Origin of the sequence: Catellatospora coxensis (genome assembly GCF_016862635.1) — a bacterium.
In the GTDB taxonomy this organism is placed as follows: domain Bacteria; phylum Actinomycetota; class Actinomycetes; order Mycobacteriales; family Micromonosporaceae; genus Catellatospora; species Catellatospora coxensis.
Genome location: NZ_BONI01000078.1, coordinates 1 through 16029, shown reverse-complemented (window position 1 = coordinate 16029; position 16029 = coordinate 1). Strand labels below are relative to the sequence as shown.

Sequence of the window (16029 nt, the reverse complement as noted above, 5' to 3'; positions counted from 1 at the left end):
GACCGGAGAGGTGAGCATGACCAAGGAACCCGCCAGTGACTCGTCCGGGCGGACCGCCTGGACGGCGGACCACCCAGGACTCCCCACCGGCGCCGTCGACGAGGCGGTGCGGCTGCTGCGCGAGGCGCAGGAGACCCGCACCCCGTGTGCCCCGCTGCGCGAGCGGCTGCTGCCGGTCGGGGACGTGGCCACGGCGTACGCCGTGCAGCGTGCGATGACCGAGCAGGCCGTCGCCGCCGGTCGCCGCATCGTCGGGGCGAAGATCGGCCTGACCAACCCGGCGGTGCAGCGGCAGCTCGGCGTCGACCAGCCCGACTTCGGGGTGCTGTTCGCCGACATGGCCGCCTTCGACGGGGCCGAGGTCGACGTGACCCGCATCCTGCAGCCGAAGGTGGAGGCGGAGGTCGCCTTCGTGCTCGGCCGGGACCTGCCGTACGAGCAGGTCACCGTCGCCGACGTGATGCGCGCGACCGACCACCTGCTGCCCGCGATCGAGATCGTCGGCTCGCGCATCGCGAACTGGGACATCTCCATCGTGGACACGGTCGCCGACAACGCCTCCAGCGCCATGTTCGTGCTCGGCGACCGCCCGGTGGCGCTGGCGGACGTGGACCTGCGCCTGTGCGGCATGGTCCTGGAGCACGAGGGCGAGCCGGTCTCCGTCGGCGCGGGCGCGGCCTGCCTCGGCCACCCCCTGCACGCCGTCGCCTGGCTCGCCCAGACCATGGCGGCCGCCGGCACCCCGCTGCGCGCGGGCGACGTGATCCTCTCCGGTGCCCTGGGCCCGATGGTCCCGGTCACCCCGGGTGCCGCCTACGAGGCCCGGATCTCCGGCCTCGGCTCGGTCCGCACCCGCTTCTCCGGCCTGGCCGGGTGAGGCAGATGGCCGGCAGGCCGCGGCGTGGCGAGGCAGCAGCGTTGATCATGAAGTTGTTCACGCGACACGCCGCCGACCCGTGCCATAAGTTCATGATCAACGCGAAAGAAGAGCGGTGGGTGTGGTGAGGGCCGGGGTGGCGGTGATCGGGTCGGGGAACATCGGGACCGATCTGATGATCAAGGTGTTGCGGTTGTCGGAGTCGCTGCGGATGGTGGCGATGGTCGGGATCGATCCGGAGTCGGACGGGCTGGCGCGGGCCGCGCGGCTCGGGGTGGCGACGACCGCCGAGGGCGTGGACGGGCTGGTGGCGATGCCGGAGTTCGCCGAGGTCGAGGTGGTGTTCGACGCCACGTCGGCGGGGGCGCACCGGCGCAACGCCGAGGTGCTGCGGGCGCACGGCAAGGTCGTGGTCGATCTGACCCCGGCGGCGATCGGGCCGTACGTCGTGCCCACGGTCAACCTGGACGAGCACCTCGACCAGCCCAACGTGAACATGGTGACCTGCGGCGGGCAGGCCACCGTGCCGATCGTCGCGGCGGTCAGCGCGGTGACGCCGGTGGCGTACGGGGAGATCGTCGCGTCCATCGCCTCCCGCTCGGCGGGCCCCGGCACCCGGGCCAACATCGACGAGTTCACCGAGACCACGGCGCGGGCCATCGAGGTCGTCGGCGGCGCGGGACGCGGCAAGGCGATCATCGTGCTGAACCCGGCCGAGCCGCCGCTGCTCATGCGCGACACCGTGTACTGCCTCTGCGCCGACGCCGACGCCGACCGGGCCGCGATCGAGTCGTCGATCGAGGACATGGTCAAGCAGGTGCAGGGTTACGTGCCCGGCTACCGGCTGAAGCAGAAGGTGCAGTTCGACCGGGTGAGCGTGCCGATGCTCGCCGAGCCGGCGCTGCAGGTGTCGGTGTTCCTGGAGGTCTCCGGGGCGGGGCACTACCTGCCCGAGTACGCCGGGAACCTGGACATCATGACCTCGGCCGCGCTGCGTACCGCGGAGCGCCTGGTCGGCAAGCGCGCGGAGGTGGCGGCATGACGGAGATCTACGTACAGGACGTGACCCTGCGCGACGGCATGCACGCCATCGGGCACCGATACACCGTGGACCAGGTGCGGCGGATCGCGGCGGCGCTGGACGCGGCGGGGGTGGCCGCGATCGAGGTGGCGCACGGCGACGGCCTGGCCGGCTCCAGCGTCAACTACGGCCACGGCGCGGCCACCGACGCCGAGTGGATCGCCGCGGCTGCCGAGGTGATGACCCGGTCGAAGCTGACCACGCTGCTGCTGCCCGGCATCGGCACCATCGCCGACCTGAAGGCCGCCCGCGACCTCGGCGTGACCAGCGTGCGCATCGCCACGCACTGCACCGAGGCCGACATCTCCGCCCAGCACATCGGCTGGGCGCGCGACAACGGCATGGACGTCTCCGGCTTCCTGATGATGTCCCACATGAACGACCCGGCGGGCCTGGCGAAGCAGGCCAAACTCATGGAGTCGTACGGCGCGCACTGCGTCTACGTCACCGACTCCGGGGGCCGCCTGCTGATGCGCGACGTCGCCGAGCGCGTCGACGCCTACCGGCAGGTGCTGGACGAGAACACCCAGGTCGGCATCCACGCCCACCACAACCTGTCACTCGGCGTCGCCAACAGCGTCGTCGCCGTCGAGCACGGCGACCGTCCCGGCGTGCCGGTGCGCGTCGACGCGAGCCTGGCCGGCATGGGCGCGGGCGCGGGCAACGCGCCGCTGGAGGTGTTCGTGGCGACCGCCGAGCTGATGGGCTGGGAGCACGGCTGCGACGTGTTCGCGCTGATGGACGCCGCCGACGACGTCGTCCGCCCGCTGCAGGACCGGCCGGTGCAGGTCGACCGGGAGACCCTGTCGCTCGGGTACGCGGGCGTCTACTCCAGCTTCCTGCGCCACGCCGAGCGGGCCTCGGCGAAGTACGGCGTGGACGTGCGCTCGATCCTGGTCGAGCTGGGCCGCCGCCGCATGGTCGGCGGCCAGGAGGACATGATCGTGGACGTCGCCCTGGACCTGGTCCGCGACGCCGAGCGCGCCGCGGTGGGGGAGAGCGCATGAACGAGCAGACCATCGGGCGCGGGCCGGTCCGCGCCGCGCGGAGCGGAGACCGGGCATGACTGTCACCGAACTGGCCGCGCTGCTGGACGACGCGGCGGTCAACGCCACCGCGATCCCGCAGCTCACGCTGGCCAACGAGCTGGACGTCGACGGCGCCTACGCCGTCCAGGAGGCGCTGATCGCGCGCCGCCTCGACCGGGGTCAGCGCCTGGTCGGCATCAAGATGGGGCTGACCAGCCGGGCCAAGATGGCGCAGGTCGGCGTGCACGAGGTGATCTGGGGACGGCTCACCGACGCGATGGCCGTGCCCGACGGCGGGCAGCTCAGCCTGGACGGTTTCATCCACCCGCGGATCGAGCCGGAGATCGCGTTCCTGCTCGGCGAGAACGGCATCGCCGCGGCCGCCCCGGCCCTGGAGATCATCGACTCACGGTACGCCGACTTCCAGTTCACCCACCCCGACGTCGTCGCCGACAACACCTCCGGCGCGGCTTTCGTGGTCGGCCCGTGGCAGCCTGTCCCGGCGGGCGTGGACAACCTGGGCGTGCTGCTGGAGGTCGACGGCAAGGTCGTCCAGGCGGGCTCTACCGCGGCCATCCTCGGCGACCCGCGCCGCGCGCTCACCGAGGGCCGCGCCCTGACCGCCCGCTATGGCCTCGCCCTGGAGCCGGGCTGGATCTTCCTCGCCGGCGCCGCCACCGCCGCCGTGCCACTGACCCCTGGCGCTCACGTCCGCGCCGTCGTCGAAGGCCTCGGCACCGCATCGCTGAAGGCGGCGGCATGACCGGGGCGAAGACGGTGGCGGGGAAGGCGACGCCGCGGGGGCGGTTTCCGCACGTGAAGGTGGCGGGTGGGTTCGCGTTCGTGAGCGGCACGTCGAGCCGGCGGCCGGACAACAGCATCGCAGGCGCGTCGGTCGACGAGATGGGCACGACCAGCCTCGACATCCGCGAGCAGACCCGGGCGGTGATCGAGAACATCGGCGACATCCTGCGCTCGGTCGGCGCGGACCTGTCCGACCTGGTCCAGGTCACCACGTATCTGGTCAACATGAACGACTTCGGCGGGTACAACGAGGTGTACGGCGAGTTCTTCGACGCCACCGGGCCCACCCGCACCACGGTCGCGGTGCACCAGCTCCCGCACCCGCACCTGCTGATCGAGATCCAGGCTGTCGCCCTGCTCCCAGATGGAGGACCGAAGTGACGGAGATTTCCGAGCCGGTGAGCTTCCCCGGCTGGATCGAGGAGAACCAGCACCTGCTCAAGCCGCCGGTCGGCAACAAGCAGATGTTCCCCACCGGCGACGACTTCATCGTGATGGTGGTCGGCGGCCCGAACCAGCGCACCGACTTCCACGTGGACCCGTACGAGGAGTTCTTCTACCAGATCAAGGGCACCCTGCGGATCAACGTGATGACGCCGGACGGCCCGCGGACGATCACGGTGCCGGAGGGGCACATGTGGATGCTGCCCCGGCTCACCCCGCACTCGCCGCAGCGCGAGGCCGGCTCGATCGGCCTGGTCATGGAGCGGGTCCGCGAGGAGGGCACGCTGGAGAAGTTCCGCTGGTACTGCCCGAACTGCCAGGAGATCGTGCACGAGGTGGAGCTGCAGGTGCGCGACATCGTCGCCGACCTGCCGCCGGTGTTCACCGCGTTCTACGACAGCGAGCAGGCCCGCACCTGCGGCAACTGCGGCACGCTGCACCCTGGGAAGGGCTGATGTTCCCCGTCGTCGACGTGCACACCCACGTCGTGCCGCAGGGCTGGCCGGAGCTGTCGAGCGCGTGCGGCGGCGACGGCTGGCCCTGGCTGCGGGTTGACTCCGAGCGCGCCGCGATGATCATGATCGGGGAGACGGAGTTCCGGCCCATCGGCGCGCAGTGCTGGGACGCGCCGACCCGGCTGTCCGACATGGCCGACGACGGCGTGGACGTCCAGGTCGTCTCGCCGACGCCGGTGTTCTTCTCGTACGAGCGCCCGGCCGACCAGGCGATGAAGGTCGCCCGGATCTTCAACGACCTGGCGCTGACGGTCTGCGCGGACGGGGGAGACCGGCTGGTGCCGTTCTGCCAGGTGCCGCTGCAGGACCCAGACCTGGCCTGCGCCGAGCTGGACCGGTGCCTGGCCAACGGGCACGTCGGGGTCGAGATCGGCAACCACGTCGGCGACCGCGACCTCGACGACGCCGGCATCGTCCAGTTCCTGCAGCACTGCGCGCAGGTCGGGGCACCGGTGTTCGTACACCCGTGGGACATGCCTACCGGGCCGCGCCTGGACCGGTGGATGGCCCGCTGGCTCACCGGCATGCCCGCCGAGACCCACCTGTCGGTGCTGTCGATGATCCTCGGCGGGGTGTTCGACCAGGTTCCCGAGTCGCTGCGGCTGTGCTTCGCGCACGGCGGCGGCAGCTTCCCGTTCTGGCTGGGCCGGGCCGACAACGCCTGGCACCGGCGCGGCGACGTGGTGCGCGGCCAGTCCGCGCTGCCGCCGAGCCACTACACGCACCGCTTCTCCGTCGACACGGTCGTGTTCGACCCGTCCGCGCTGCGGCTGCTGGTGGACACGATGGGCGAGGACCGGGTGCTGCTGGGCAGCGACTACCCGTACCCGCTGGGCGAGCGCCCGGTCGGCGCGGTGGTCCGCAAGTCCGACTTCCTCACCGACACCCAGCGCGCCAAACTGCTCGGCGGCAACGCGCTGGCCTTCCTGGGGCGGGCGGCATGAGCGGGCGCGGCGCGCGAACCGCGCAGTCCGGCCGGGCGCGGCGCGAGGGGCGGGCATGACCGAGGACCGTTCGGTGCTCACCCGCGAGGCGGCTGCGCCCGATCTCGCGCTGCGCTACGGGCCGCGGGTCGAGCACGTCGCCGACGGCTGGCGCGGCGACGCCCGTGCCGCGCGCCGGCCGCTGGTCGTGATCGTGCACGGCGGTTTCTGGCGGCCGGAGTATGACCGTGCCCACACCCACCCGATGGCGGCCGCGATCCGCGACGCGGGCTGGACCGTGGCATCGATCGAGTACCGCCGCGTGCCCGGCGACCCGGACGCGACTGTGCGCGACGTCACCGAGGCGCTCGCCGTCGTGCCCGGTGAGCTGGGCGGACATGACGGAAGGGTGGTCACCGTCGGGCACTCGGCCGGCGGTCACCTGGTGCTGTGGGCAGCGATCGCGGCCCCGGCGCCGCAGCAGGCCGGTACGCTGGCCCTGGCACCGGTCGCGGACCTGCGGCTGGCGCAGCGGCTGGAACTCGACGGCGGCGCGGTCGTCGATTTCCTGGGTGCGGACGCATCGACCCGCGAGGATCTCGACCCGGTCCGGCTGCCCGCCCCGCCGGGGCCGACGGTGCTGGTCCACGGGGTGTCGGACGAGATCGTGCCGATCACCGTGGCCGAGTCGTACGCCGTCGGGCAGCCCGGCAGCAGGCTCGTCGCAGTGCCCGGCGCGGCGCACTTCGCGGTCATCGACCCGCTGTCGGCGGCCTGGCCGACGGTGCTGGCCGAGCTGTCGCGGCTGGGTGACTGAGGCGGCACGCGACCACCCCTGAGCAGGTGGCCGGGTCCGCTCCGCTAGCGTTGAGACGTTCATTCGGACTGAGCCGGGGGGCTTCACGGTGTCCACGCCAGATCTATCCGATCTGCTGATCTACGCGGGCATCCCGCTCGCGGTGATCGCGATCATCTTTGCATTGGTCTATGCGGCCGGCGGCCGCAACGCCAAGCGGTACCGGCCCGGCCGGCCGTACGAGTTCGCGCCGGTGTGGTTCCTCGCCCGGCCCGAATCGGACGGACCGGAGGCGCAGCACGCGGCCCTGGACGCCGCCGCTCGCGCGGAGCTGACCGCGGCCGGCGACATCGCGCCGGTCGTGGACGTGACAGGAGGCGCAAGTGACCGCTGGTGACCACTACGCCGTGTCCAGCACGGCGGTGCTCGACGGGCCGTTCACGACCCGTCAGCTGCTGCGGCTCGACGACGCGCTGCGCAAGGCCGACGAGAACTCGGGCCTGACCTTCAGCACGTACGTCGGGGAGGTCGAGGAGCCGATGCGCGAGGGCGCCGAGCGGCTGCACGCCCGGCTGGCCCACCCGGCGGAGTCGGTGCTCATCGCCGTCGACCCGGCCCGGCGCCAGCTGGAGATCGTGACCGGTTCGCAGGCCCGCAAGCGCCTGTCGGACCGCGACTGCAAGCTGGCCGCGCTGTCCATGGCGGCCTCGTTCGGCGGCGGTGACCTGGCCGGCGGCCTCGTCAGCGGCCTCGCCCAGCTCACCGGGCTGGCGGGCAAGCACAACCTGTGACCTGAGTGTCATGCGAGAAGGGCCGGACGCGTCGCGTCCGGCCCTTCTCGCATACCTGCTCAGGATGAGGCGGCGTCCTTGGCGCGGGCCTTGAGGGCGCGCAGCACCCGGTCGTTGCCCTCGGCCATGAGGCGGCGCAGCGGGGCCGGGTGGCCCTCCTCGGCCAGCCACGCTTCGGCCGCCGACACCGTCTGCGGCGACACGTCGAGCACCGGGTAGGCCAGCACCGTGAACTCCTGGGCGGGCTCGCTGTCCCGGGCCGCCCAGACGCCCGCGACCTCGGCGAAGAAACGCGGCGTGTACGGCGCGGTCAGCTCCGTCTGGGCCGGGTGCTGGAAGCCCTGGATCAGCGCCCGGTTGCGCCAGTTGGCCAGCGCCGTCGGGCCGGTCAGCTCGGTCCACACCGCGGCCTTGTTCTCCGGCGTCGGGATCAGCGCGTACGCGAGGGCCGCGCCGATGTCGCCGGAGGCGGTGCGGTCGGCGTCGTGCTCGGCCTGGATGACCGACGGGTCGACGCCGCCGTTGGCCACCAGGCACTGCACCAGCTGCCAGCGCAGCTCGCCGGCGATGGTGATGCCCTCGGGCACCCCGGTGCCGGTCAGCCAGCCCTGCAGCACTGCCAGGTCGGCGCTGCCGCGGGCGGCGCTGATGTAGGCCCGCGACCAGGCGAGCTGGAAGCCGCTGCCGGGCTCGGCGACGGCCAGCGCCGCCTTGGCGGTGTCGGCCAGCTTCGCCCAGCCGGTAGGCGCCCAGGCCGGGTCGGCGTACTGGGTGAGCACCAGCTGGACCTGCCGCAGCGTGGCGGTGACGAGGTTGATGTCCCGCTCGCCCGGCAGCGCGTTGGTGACCAGGGCGACGTAGTCGCGGGCGGGCATCTCCGCGTCGCGGACCATGTCCCACGCGGCGGCCCAGCACAGCGCGCGGGCCAGCGACGAGTCGAAGCCGCTCAGGTTGCCGACCACGGTCGCCAGCGAGCGCTCGTCGAGGCGCAGCTTGGTGTAGGTGAGGTCGTCGTCGTTGAGCAGCAGCACGTCGGCTGCCTTCTTGCCGGCCAGCTCGGCCAGCACCGTCTCCGCGCCCGCGACGTCGGTCTCGATCCGCTCGCGGCGCACCAGGCTGCCGTCCACCAGGTCGTACAGGCCGACGGCGAGGTGGTGCGGGCGCAGCGTCGGGTGGCTCTCCGGCGCGGTCTGCACCACGGTCACCTGCCGGTAGGTGCCGTCCTTGGCGATCTCCACGACCGGGCGCAGCGTGTTGACCTGGGCGGTCTCCAGCCACGCGGCGGCGAAGTCGCGCAGCTCGCGGCCGGACGCGGCCTCCAGCGCCGAGAGCAGGTCGCCGAACGTGGCGTTGCCCCAGGCGTGCTGCTTGAAGTACGAGCGCAGGCCGGTGACGAACGCGTCGATGCCGACGTACGCCACGAGCTGCTTGATCACGCTGGCGCCCTTGGCGTACGTGATGCCGTCGAAGTTGACCTCGACCGCGTCCACGTCGGGCATGTCGCAGTAGACCGGGTGGGTGCTGGACAGCTGGTCCTGGCCGTAGCCCCAGTTCTTGCGCAGCGACAGGAACGTGGTCCAGGCGTCGGAGAAGCGGGTCGCCTCGGCGTTGCACCAGTGCGACGCCCACTCGGCGAACGACTCGTTCAGCCACAGGTCGTCCCACCAGCGCATGGTGACCAGGTCGCCGAACCACATGTGGGCCAGTTCGTGCAGGATCGTGTTGGCGCGCTGCTCGCGCTCGAAGTCGGTGACCTCGCTGCGGAAGATGTACGACGCGTCGGCGTGGGTGACGCAGCCGAAGTTCTCCATCGCGCCCGCGTTGAACTCGGGCACCCACAGCTGGTCGTACTTCGGCAGCGGGTAGCGCACGCCGAACTGGGTCTGGAAGAAGTCGAAGCCCTGCTTGGTGATCTCGAACAGCTCGTCGGCCTCGAGGTGCTCGGCCATCGAGGCGCGGCAGTACACGCCCATGTCGATGCCGTCGTGCGTGGTGCGCTCCTCGTGGTACGGCCCGGCGCACAGCGCGGTCACGTACGTCGACATGCGGGCCGACTGCTCGAAGTGGACCGTCTTGCCGAAGCCCTCGGTGGTGACCGAGCCGATCGGCGCGTTGGAGACGACCTTCCAGTGCTTGGGCACCACGGCGTGCCAGGTGTAGACCGACTTCAGGTCGGGCTGGTCGAAGCAGGCGAAGACCTTCTGGGCGTCCGCGGTCTCGAACTGGCTGTAGAGGTAGACCTCCTTGTCCGCGGGGTCGACCGCGCGGTGCAGGCCCTGCCCCTGCTGCGAGAACGGGAAGTCGGCCTCGACGACGAGCGTGTTCTGCTCGGCGAGCTGCGGCAGCACCAGGCCGGTCTCGGCGGTCCAGGCGCTGGTGTCCAGCGCGGCGCCGTTCAGCTCGGCCCGCAGGACCTTGCTCGCGGCGACCTCGATGAAGGTGCCCGCACCCGGTTGCGTGGCGGTGAACTTCACCGTGGTCACGCTGCGGAAGGTGCCGTCGCCGGGGTTGCCGGCCCCGTCGGTCAGGTCCAGCGAGATGTCATACGAGTTGACGTCCAGCAGCCGGGCCCTGTCTGCGGCCTCGGTCTGGGAGAGATTGCGCGTACCGGTCACGGCGTGTTAACTCCTGTCGGCTGCGGTCGTGAGCAGCATGGGGGGCAGTGGCGCTGCCCAGAGCAGTCTTTCATCACGTCCCGGGTGAGGGCGCGAAGTAACTGTTTCACATTGTGGCGTAGAGGCGTGGCTAAGGTCACGCGCCGGAGTGAAACCGCCGCGTCATGATTCACCACATGACCCCTGTAAGCGAATCCCCCTCCTCGGTCGGCATGTGGTTCGACCCGATCTGCCCCTGGGCGTGGATGACCTCCCGCTGGCTGCTGGAGGTCGAGAAGGTCCGCCCGGTGAAGGTGGACTTCCACGTGATGAGCCTGTCCGTGCTCAACCAGGGCCGCGACGTGCCGGAGCAGTACCAGGCCCTGATGGAGAAGGGCTGGGGCCCGGTGCGCGTCTGCATCGCGGCCGCCCGCAAGTACGGCGACCACGTGCTGCGCGACCTCTACACCGCGCTGGGCACCCGGATCCACCTCGGCAAGCAGGAGCTGGGCCCGGAGCTGTACGCCGCCGCCCTGACCGACGCCGGCCTCGACCCCGCGCTGGCCGCCGCCGCCGGCGAGACGGTGCACGACGACCTGCTCGTGGAGAGCCACAACGCGGGTATGAAGCCGGTCGGCACCGACGTGGGCACCCCCGTGATCCACGCGCCCGGCCCGGACGGCGAGCGCATCGCCTTCTTCGGCCCCGTCGTGACGCCCGCCCCGAAGGGCGACGCCGCCGGCCGGCTCTGGGACGGCGTGCTGCTGGTGGCCGGCATCCCCGGCTTCTACGAGCTCAAGCGCAGCCGCGACCTCGGCCCGATCTTCGACTGAGGTCCGGCCGACCGGCCGACCACGCCGGGGCGACCGTTTCCGCCTGCCCGCTCGTTGGTGAAGTGGACCACATCACCGCTTCACCGACGAGTCGGGAGAACAGACATGGCGGACGTCGCCGCGGACCCCTGGCGCCTGGACGCACCCGCCCAGGCCGTCGCGGACAGCCTGGGCAGCTCGTGCTTCACCGTCGAGGAGAGCCGGTGGGCGACCTGGCAGCCGAACCTGCCCGCCGAGATCGCCGCTTTCCTCGCCGAGCCGGTCCTGGTCGGGGCCTCGCCGGCCGGGTTCACGGCCGGCCGCTGAGCCTGCACGCCACGGCGTGGCCTCACGGGGCCACGCCGTCCCAGCGGGTGGACGCCGGTAGCGTGAGCAGCCGTGACAGTCGTACACCCGATCCACACGGCCTGGCTCACCACGGGAGCCACCGGCGCGCAGAACTACGACGAGTTCGCCGACGACGCCGAGATCACCGAGATCATCACCGCCAACCCGCGTAGCGCGCTCGCCGTCGAGATGCCGCACCGGGCCCCGGACAGCCTGGGCAAGTCCTTCGCCGACGCGCTGCCCGACGCGGTGGCGCGGCTGGCCGAGGCCAAGGACGCCGGGGCCTACCGCTCCGCGCAGGACGTGGTGGTGCTCTACGCGATCACCGCCCCCGACGGCTCGGCCGCGTACGGCCTCTGGTGCATGGTCGACACCGACCAGATCTCCACCAGCGCCGACGAGCCCGGCCTGGTGATCCGCAACGAGGACGTCTTCCTGGAGAAGGTGCGCGAGCGGGTGGCGCTCGCCCAGGCGCTGGGGCACCTGCTGTCGCCGGTGCTGCTGCTGCAGACCGGGCGCGGCGACGAGCTGCACGCGGCGCTGGCCGACGCGGTCGCCCAGGCGGGCGAGCCGGCCGCGACCGACGTGGACCCGTCGGGGCGTACCCACGCGATCTGGCCGTTGCCCGCGGGCCCGCAGGCCGACGCGCTGGTGGCGCTGGCGGGGGGCGGCGACCTGGTCGTCGCCGACGGCAACCACCGCAGCCTGGCCGCCCAGACCGGTGGCTTCGCGCGCTTCCTGGCCGTGGTGACCACGCCCGCCTCGGTGGCGATCCAGCCCTACAACCGGCTGGTGCACAAGCTCGACGTCACCGTCGAGGAGCTGCTGACCCGCCTGGAGAAGGCGGGCGCGCAGGTCGCCGAGGGCACCCCTGACGTGCCCGCCACCGGCGGCGTCATCCACCTCTACGCGGCCGGCCGCTCCTACGCGGTCACCCTGCCCCGCGACCCCGCCGGCTCCGTCGTGGACAACATCGACCACGCCCTGGTCGAGCGCGTCCTGTTCGGCGAGGCCCTGGACCTGGAGCCCGGCGACAAGCGCATCACCTACGTCGGCGGCGACTACCCGGCCTCCTGGCTGACCGGCGAGGTCGACGCGGGCCGCGCCGCCCTGGCCGTCCTCATCGCCCCCGTCACCGTCGACGACTTCGTCGAGGTCAACCTGGCCCGCCAGAAGATGCCCCGCAAGAGCACCTGGTTCACCCCCAAGGCCCGCGCCGGCCTCGTCGTAGCCCAACTCTGAGAAGGAAGGGCACCTTCACATCGCTATGCGATGTAGAAGGTGCCCTTCTTAACGCTCCACTTGCGTTGAGCAGTGCTTATGGCGCGGTCGTGGGAAGAGCGGGTCGCTGCGCGGGCGCGCGGCCCGGCTGGCAGACTTTGACCATGCGCGTTTACCTCGCGGCGGACCACGCCGGTTTCGAACTGAAGGCCCACCTGGTCACCGAGCTGCAGGCCAAGGGATACGACGTGGTCGACGTCGGCGCGCACGCCTACGACGCCGAGGACGACTACCCCTCGTTCTGCCTGCACGCCGGGCACCGCGTGGTCACCGACCCGGGCAGCCTCGGCGTGGTGATCGGCGGTTCCGGCAACGGCGAGCAGATCGCCGCCAACAAGATCGCGGGCGTACGCGCCGCGCTGGCCTGGAACATCGACACGGCCACCCTGTGCCGCCAGCACAACGACGCCAACGTCGTCGGCATCGGCGCGCGCCAGCACTCCCTGGAGGAGGCCACCGCGATCGTGGAGGCGTTCCTCAGCACCCCGTTCTCGCAGGCCGAGCGGCACGCCCGGCGTATCGAGGAGGTCGCCGTGTACGAGAAGACCGGCGAGCTCCCCCCGCTGCCCAACTGACGGATTCCCGACTGTTTCGGGGCGATTCCGGCGGCGTCAGCGCAGCGGATCCCGCGGCACCCAACCACGGCGGACGATCTCCAGCTCGGCCTCGGCACGGGCGAGGTCGTCGGCCGTGGGCCGGGCGGCGTCGCGCGCCCGCAGCGCCGCGGACAGGCTGATCTGCGACGCACCGGGCCCGATCAGGCCGCGCAGGCCCCGTTCGAGGTCGTGGTCGTCATCGTCGTCGGAGCGGCCACGGTGCCGACGGCGCTCGTATTCCTGCATCCCGTCAGGCTAACGGGTGATCCCGGGCGGCGGCGATACTCGGCTGGCGGTGTCGTGCCAGGCGGCTAGCATGTCGGGCGTGACTGAGGGGACCGATCCGACGCAGGAACTGCGCTTCGACCGTACGCAGGAGATCCCGACCGAGGCGTTGCAGACCCAGCAGCCCGGCCCGGGCCAGAAGGACTTCAAGACGGGTGTGGCAGCGGTGCCCGCCCAGCGCCCGGTGGAGCAGACGGTCTCCTTCGAGCCGACGCTCGCGCCGGGGCAGATCGTCACCTCGGGCCACCTCAAGCGTCCCGACGTGCCGTTCGGCGTGCGGATGCGCCAGCTCAAGGCGGGCGGTCGGTGGAGCGTCGCCGGAGCGATCTTCCTGCTGGTGTCCTGGGGCCTGTGGGCAGCCTCGGCGGGCGGCGACAGCGACCATGCCTCGGCCACCCTGGCCCTGTTCCTGGTGTTCGTGGTGGCGGTCGGCCTGTTCGCGCTGTCCCGGCTGGTCGGCGGCGTGGTGCTGGAGAAGCTCATGGGGCGGACCCGGCGCAGCGCCTGGCTGTCGCACGCCGTGACCGGCCTGTTCCTGGTCATCGCCGGCGTGCAGTACCTGCGCCTCATCGACTGGGTCGTCGACGCCTGGAACTTCCTCCGCGGCGTCCGCTGACCGCTCCCGGCTGAGACCGCCCGTTCGGGCGCCTGCCGACTGAAGATCGCCGTTTCGGGTCACGATCCGCGGTTCGACCGTGGATCCGGACCGGAAGCGGCGATCTTTGCGTTTGTCGGATGCCGCGAATCGGTCGGAACTAGGGTGGATTGACCCGGGGGAGTTCGTGCGAACGTGGGGAGGGCGCGGTGGGACTGCGGTATCCGCTGGCCGCGGCGCTCGCAGTGCTGCTGCTCGGCGGCGGCGTGGCACTCGGCCGAGCGGTGCTCGCCGAACCCGCCACGAGCGGGGCGGCGAACGCGACCGGCGCGGTCGTCGCGGCCGGGCCGCAGCTCGCCGCACCGGCGACGCCGAGCGGCACTCCCGCCTCCACGCCCGCGGCCGTCATCCCCGGCCTCGCTCCGTTCGTCGGCACCTGGCGCGTGCACGGCGCCGAGCTCACCATCGAACCCGACGGCAAGGCCACCGAGCGCATCGATCTCGGTCCGTGCCGCGGCATCTCCGTCCCCGTCCGCTGCACGGCCACCGCTACGCTCAAGCTGGACCTGAGCCCCGGCGCGCCCCATCTGGTCTACACCGGCTTCCGCTACACCGGCGACGACGGCGCGACGGTCGTGCCGGACAGCCTCGAAGGACTGCCCCGCGTCGGCGACGGTTACCGGGTGCGGGTCTTCGCCCCCGGGGTGATCGAGTTGATCCCGCTCACCGAGCACCTGCGCCAGATCCTCGGCTCGCCGTACCGCTGCAGCGCCGCCGCCGACGAGAACGCCCACCGGCGTCTCTGCAACGCCTGAGCGCCCGCCGGGCGGGCTCTGGTATGGACCGTCCGGACAGATACGGCGGCCCGTACGGACGTCGCTCTATGGCGTGAGTCGTGATTGGAGCGCTACCCACGGGTGTGGTCTGCTGCGCTGGTGAGCATCTCGGTCGACGTATACCTGCGCAACGATTCCGGCAACCTCGTCATCCTGACCACCCCGCCGGAGGAGTCCGACCTCGTCGGGCACGACGACACCCGGCATACCCTCTGGGGCTCGCCCGCGGTGCGCGCCCTGGGCGCGACGGTGGTGGTCGGGCTGTCCCAGGGGGACGTGTGGGTCGACTTCGGGCGGCTCGACGAGCTGGTCGCCGACTGCGAGCTCATCGGAAAGCACCTGGCCGACGTGGCGGCCGCCGCGGGGCGGTCGGAGGACTACCTCCGGTTCCGGGTCGGCAACCTGCTCGCCGCCACGGAGCGGGCCAGGGCGCACCGCGCGGGCGTGGTGATCTGGGCCGGGCACGGCGACATCGTGTACGCCTCCCGTCCGGTGGCCGACGACGGCCCGCCGGCCGCGTGACCGTGCTCCGGCACGACGAAGGCCCGGGTGCGAGCACCTGGGCCTTCGTGTGTGGAGCGGGCGACGAGAATCGAACTCGCGTAGTCAGTTTGGAAGACCGCCCGATCGTGGTCGGCTTGCCCGAAACGCCTGCCACCCCGACCGGGGAGGACCGCTTCTGCTGCCCGCACGTGACCGTCGGTGGCACCGTGCTCTGGCACGCTACTGGCACGTCCGCAATGAGCGACGAGCGTACGCGCGGTGGTTACGCCTCGTCCGGTACGACGACGATCGCGGTCCGCTCCATGTACTCGTCGAACTCCGAAGCACCTGTGCTGAGACCGTCGACAAGCTGGGCGATCTTGGACTCCTGGGTCGTGGCAGAAAGGCCGAACACCTCGACGCCGTGGGGACCCATGACCGGGGAGGTCAAGTAGTCCAGCATCGGAAGACGCACCCTACCGCCGTCAACAATGAGGAGCTCGACCTGGTGGACGGGCTGGCCGTTGAAGAGAATCGAGGCGTAGGCGCTGCTGATCTCCGGGTGCACGAACTTTCCGTCCAGGCCCTCGAAACGCAGGCCGTCACGCGCGGGCAGCCCGAAAGCGAGCCCGATCTGCACGTCCTCCCGCAGGACCCAGCGAGAGTGGTGCTCATGGACCTCGACGCGGTGCTGGTACTGGCCGTTCTCGCGGATCTCGACCTCGGCCAAGGTCTGAAGGCCGATGGGGCCGTTCAGGATCGCCCAGTCGGACGGAACAGAATCAAGGACGATCTTGATAATATCGTTAAGCTTCATGGTCTTGACAATACCGGTCTGATGTGGACGTGCCGCATTCGGCCCTGCCCCTTGTGTGCCAACGCTTCTCGGGTAGTACCCGTGGCGAGTGGTGATCTCCTTGCGGCGGCAGTCTCAGAGGCT

At 71.6% G+C, this 16029-nt stretch carries 20 protein-coding genes; 17 read left to right on the top strand and 3 right to left on the bottom strand.

The annotated features are described in order from the left end of the window. Positions 1-16 precede the first annotated feature (16 nt). The 10 genes from Cco03nite_RS33530 (at position 17) to Cco03nite_RS33485 (ending at position 7259) form a co-directional block, all read left to right on the top strand. Positions 17-877, top strand: a complete 861-nt coding sequence (locus tag Cco03nite_RS33530; protein ID WP_203697752.1) for a 2-keto-4-pentenoate hydratase — start codon at positions 17-19, stop codon at positions 875-877. A 124-nt stretch (positions 878-1001) separates the two neighbouring features. Then, on the top strand, positions 1002-1919 hold the full coding sequence (locus Cco03nite_RS33525) for an acetaldehyde dehydrogenase (acetylating) (protein ID WP_203697792.1): 918 nt from the start codon (positions 1002-1004) through the stop codon (positions 1917-1919). Continuing rightward, positions 1916-2965, top strand: a complete 1050-nt coding sequence (gene dmpG / locus Cco03nite_RS33520; protein WP_203697749.1) for a 4-hydroxy-2-oxovalerate aldolase — start codon at positions 1916-1918, stop codon at positions 2963-2965. The genes Cco03nite_RS33525 and dmpG overlap by 4 nt, the downstream gene beginning before the upstream one ends. A 55-nt stretch (positions 2966-3020) precedes the next feature. Beyond that, positions 3021-3749, top strand: coding sequence for a 2-keto-4-pentenoate hydratase (locus Cco03nite_RS33515; protein WP_203697740.1), 729 nt, complete (start codon positions 3021-3023; stop codon positions 3747-3749). Continuing rightward, on the top strand, positions 3746-4171 hold the full coding sequence (locus Cco03nite_RS33510; RefSeq protein ID WP_203697739.1) for a RidA family protein: 426 nt from the start codon (positions 3746-3748) through the stop codon (positions 4169-4171). Before Cco03nite_RS33515 ends, Cco03nite_RS33510 begins: the two co-directional genes overlap by 4 nt. After that, positions 4168-4689 (top strand): 3-hydroxyanthranilate 3,4-dioxygenase, encoded by a 522-nt coding sequence (locus Cco03nite_RS33505; RefSeq protein WP_203697737.1) that lies wholly within the window; start codon positions 4168-4170, stop codon positions 4687-4689. The genes Cco03nite_RS33510 and Cco03nite_RS33505 overlap by 4 nt, the downstream gene beginning before the upstream one ends. Then, entirely contained in the window at positions 4686-5693 is a 1008-nt protein-coding gene (locus Cco03nite_RS33500; RefSeq protein ID WP_203697790.1) for an amidohydrolase family protein, read from the top strand. Before Cco03nite_RS33505 ends, Cco03nite_RS33500 begins: the two co-directional genes overlap by 4 nt. A 55-nt stretch (positions 5694-5748) precedes the next feature. After that, positions 5749-6489 (top strand): alpha/beta hydrolase, encoded by a 741-nt coding sequence (locus tag Cco03nite_RS33495; RefSeq protein WP_203697735.1) that lies wholly within the window; start codon positions 5749-5751, stop codon positions 6487-6489. Positions 6490-6577: 88 nt separating this feature from the next. Then, positions 6578-6865 (top strand): aa3-type cytochrome oxidase subunit CtaJ, encoded by a 288-nt coding sequence (gene ctaJ, locus Cco03nite_RS33490; RefSeq protein ID WP_444546533.1) that lies wholly within the window; start codon positions 6578-6580, stop codon positions 6863-6865. Next, positions 6852-7259: a DUF5130 family protein gene (locus tag Cco03nite_RS33485; protein WP_203697733.1), complete on the top strand. Its 408-nt coding sequence runs from the start codon at positions 6852-6854 to the stop codon at positions 7257-7259. Before ctaJ ends, Cco03nite_RS33485 begins: the two co-directional genes overlap by 14 nt. Before the next feature lie 59 nt (positions 7260-7318). Here the strand turns inward: Cco03nite_RS33485 and pepN are convergent, their stop codons facing one another. Continuing rightward, positions 7319-9874 (bottom strand): aminopeptidase N, encoded by a 2556-nt coding sequence (gene pepN / locus Cco03nite_RS33480; protein ID WP_203697731.1) that lies wholly within the window; start codon positions 9872-9874, stop codon positions 7319-7321. Between the two features lie 176 nt (positions 9875-10050). Here pepN and Cco03nite_RS33475 point away from each other — a divergent pair, with 176 nt between their 5' ends. The 4 genes from Cco03nite_RS33475 (at position 10051) to Cco03nite_RS33460 (ending at position 12869) form a co-directional block, all read left to right on the top strand. Then, positions 10051-10686, top strand: coding sequence for a mycothiol-dependent nitroreductase Rv2466c family protein (locus tag Cco03nite_RS33475; RefSeq protein ID WP_203697727.1), 636 nt, complete (start codon positions 10051-10053; stop codon positions 10684-10686). Positions 10687-10791: 105 nt separating this feature from the next. Continuing rightward, positions 10792-10992, top strand: a complete 201-nt coding sequence (locus Cco03nite_RS33470; protein WP_203697726.1) for a hypothetical protein — start codon at positions 10792-10794, stop codon at positions 10990-10992. 72 nt (positions 10993-11064) lie between these two features. Further along, positions 11065-12255, top strand: a complete 1191-nt coding sequence (locus tag Cco03nite_RS33465; protein ID WP_203697725.1) for a DUF1015 family protein — start codon at positions 11065-11067, stop codon at positions 12253-12255. A gap of 143 nt (positions 12256-12398) precedes the next feature. Next, positions 12399-12869 (top strand): ribose-5-phosphate isomerase, encoded by a 471-nt coding sequence (locus Cco03nite_RS33460; RefSeq protein WP_203697724.1) that lies wholly within the window; start codon positions 12399-12401, stop codon positions 12867-12869. Between the two features lie 36 nt (positions 12870-12905). On the opposite strand, the gene Cco03nite_RS33455 is transcribed toward Cco03nite_RS33460, so the two are convergent. Then, on the bottom strand, positions 12906-13136 hold the full coding sequence (locus Cco03nite_RS33455) for a hypothetical protein (RefSeq protein ID WP_144121103.1): 231 nt from the start codon (positions 13134-13136) through the stop codon (positions 12906-12908). A 79-nt stretch (positions 13137-13215) separates the two neighbouring features. Here Cco03nite_RS33455 and Cco03nite_RS33450 point away from each other — a divergent pair, with 79 nt between their 5' ends. The 3 genes from Cco03nite_RS33450 (at position 13216) to Cco03nite_RS33440 (ending at position 15128) form a co-directional block, all read left to right on the top strand. Then, positions 13216-13791: a hypothetical protein gene (locus tag Cco03nite_RS33450; protein ID WP_203697723.1), complete on the top strand. Its 576-nt coding sequence runs from the start codon at positions 13216-13218 to the stop codon at positions 13789-13791. A 188-nt stretch (positions 13792-13979) separates the two neighbouring features. Continuing rightward, on the top strand, positions 13980-14585 hold the full coding sequence (locus Cco03nite_RS33445) for a hypothetical protein (protein ID WP_203697722.1): 606 nt from the start codon (positions 13980-13982) through the stop codon (positions 14583-14585). Between the two features lie 120 nt (positions 14586-14705). Continuing rightward, positions 14706-15128, top strand: coding sequence for a hypothetical protein (locus tag Cco03nite_RS33440; protein ID WP_203697721.1), 423 nt, complete (start codon positions 14706-14708; stop codon positions 15126-15128). 244 nt (positions 15129-15372) lie between these two features. On the opposite strand, the gene Cco03nite_RS33435 is transcribed toward Cco03nite_RS33440, so the two are convergent. After that, positions 15373-15906, bottom strand: a complete 534-nt coding sequence (locus tag Cco03nite_RS33435; protein ID WP_203697720.1) for a hypothetical protein — start codon at positions 15904-15906, stop codon at positions 15373-15375. Between the last annotated feature and the right edge of the window lie 123 nt (positions 15907-16029).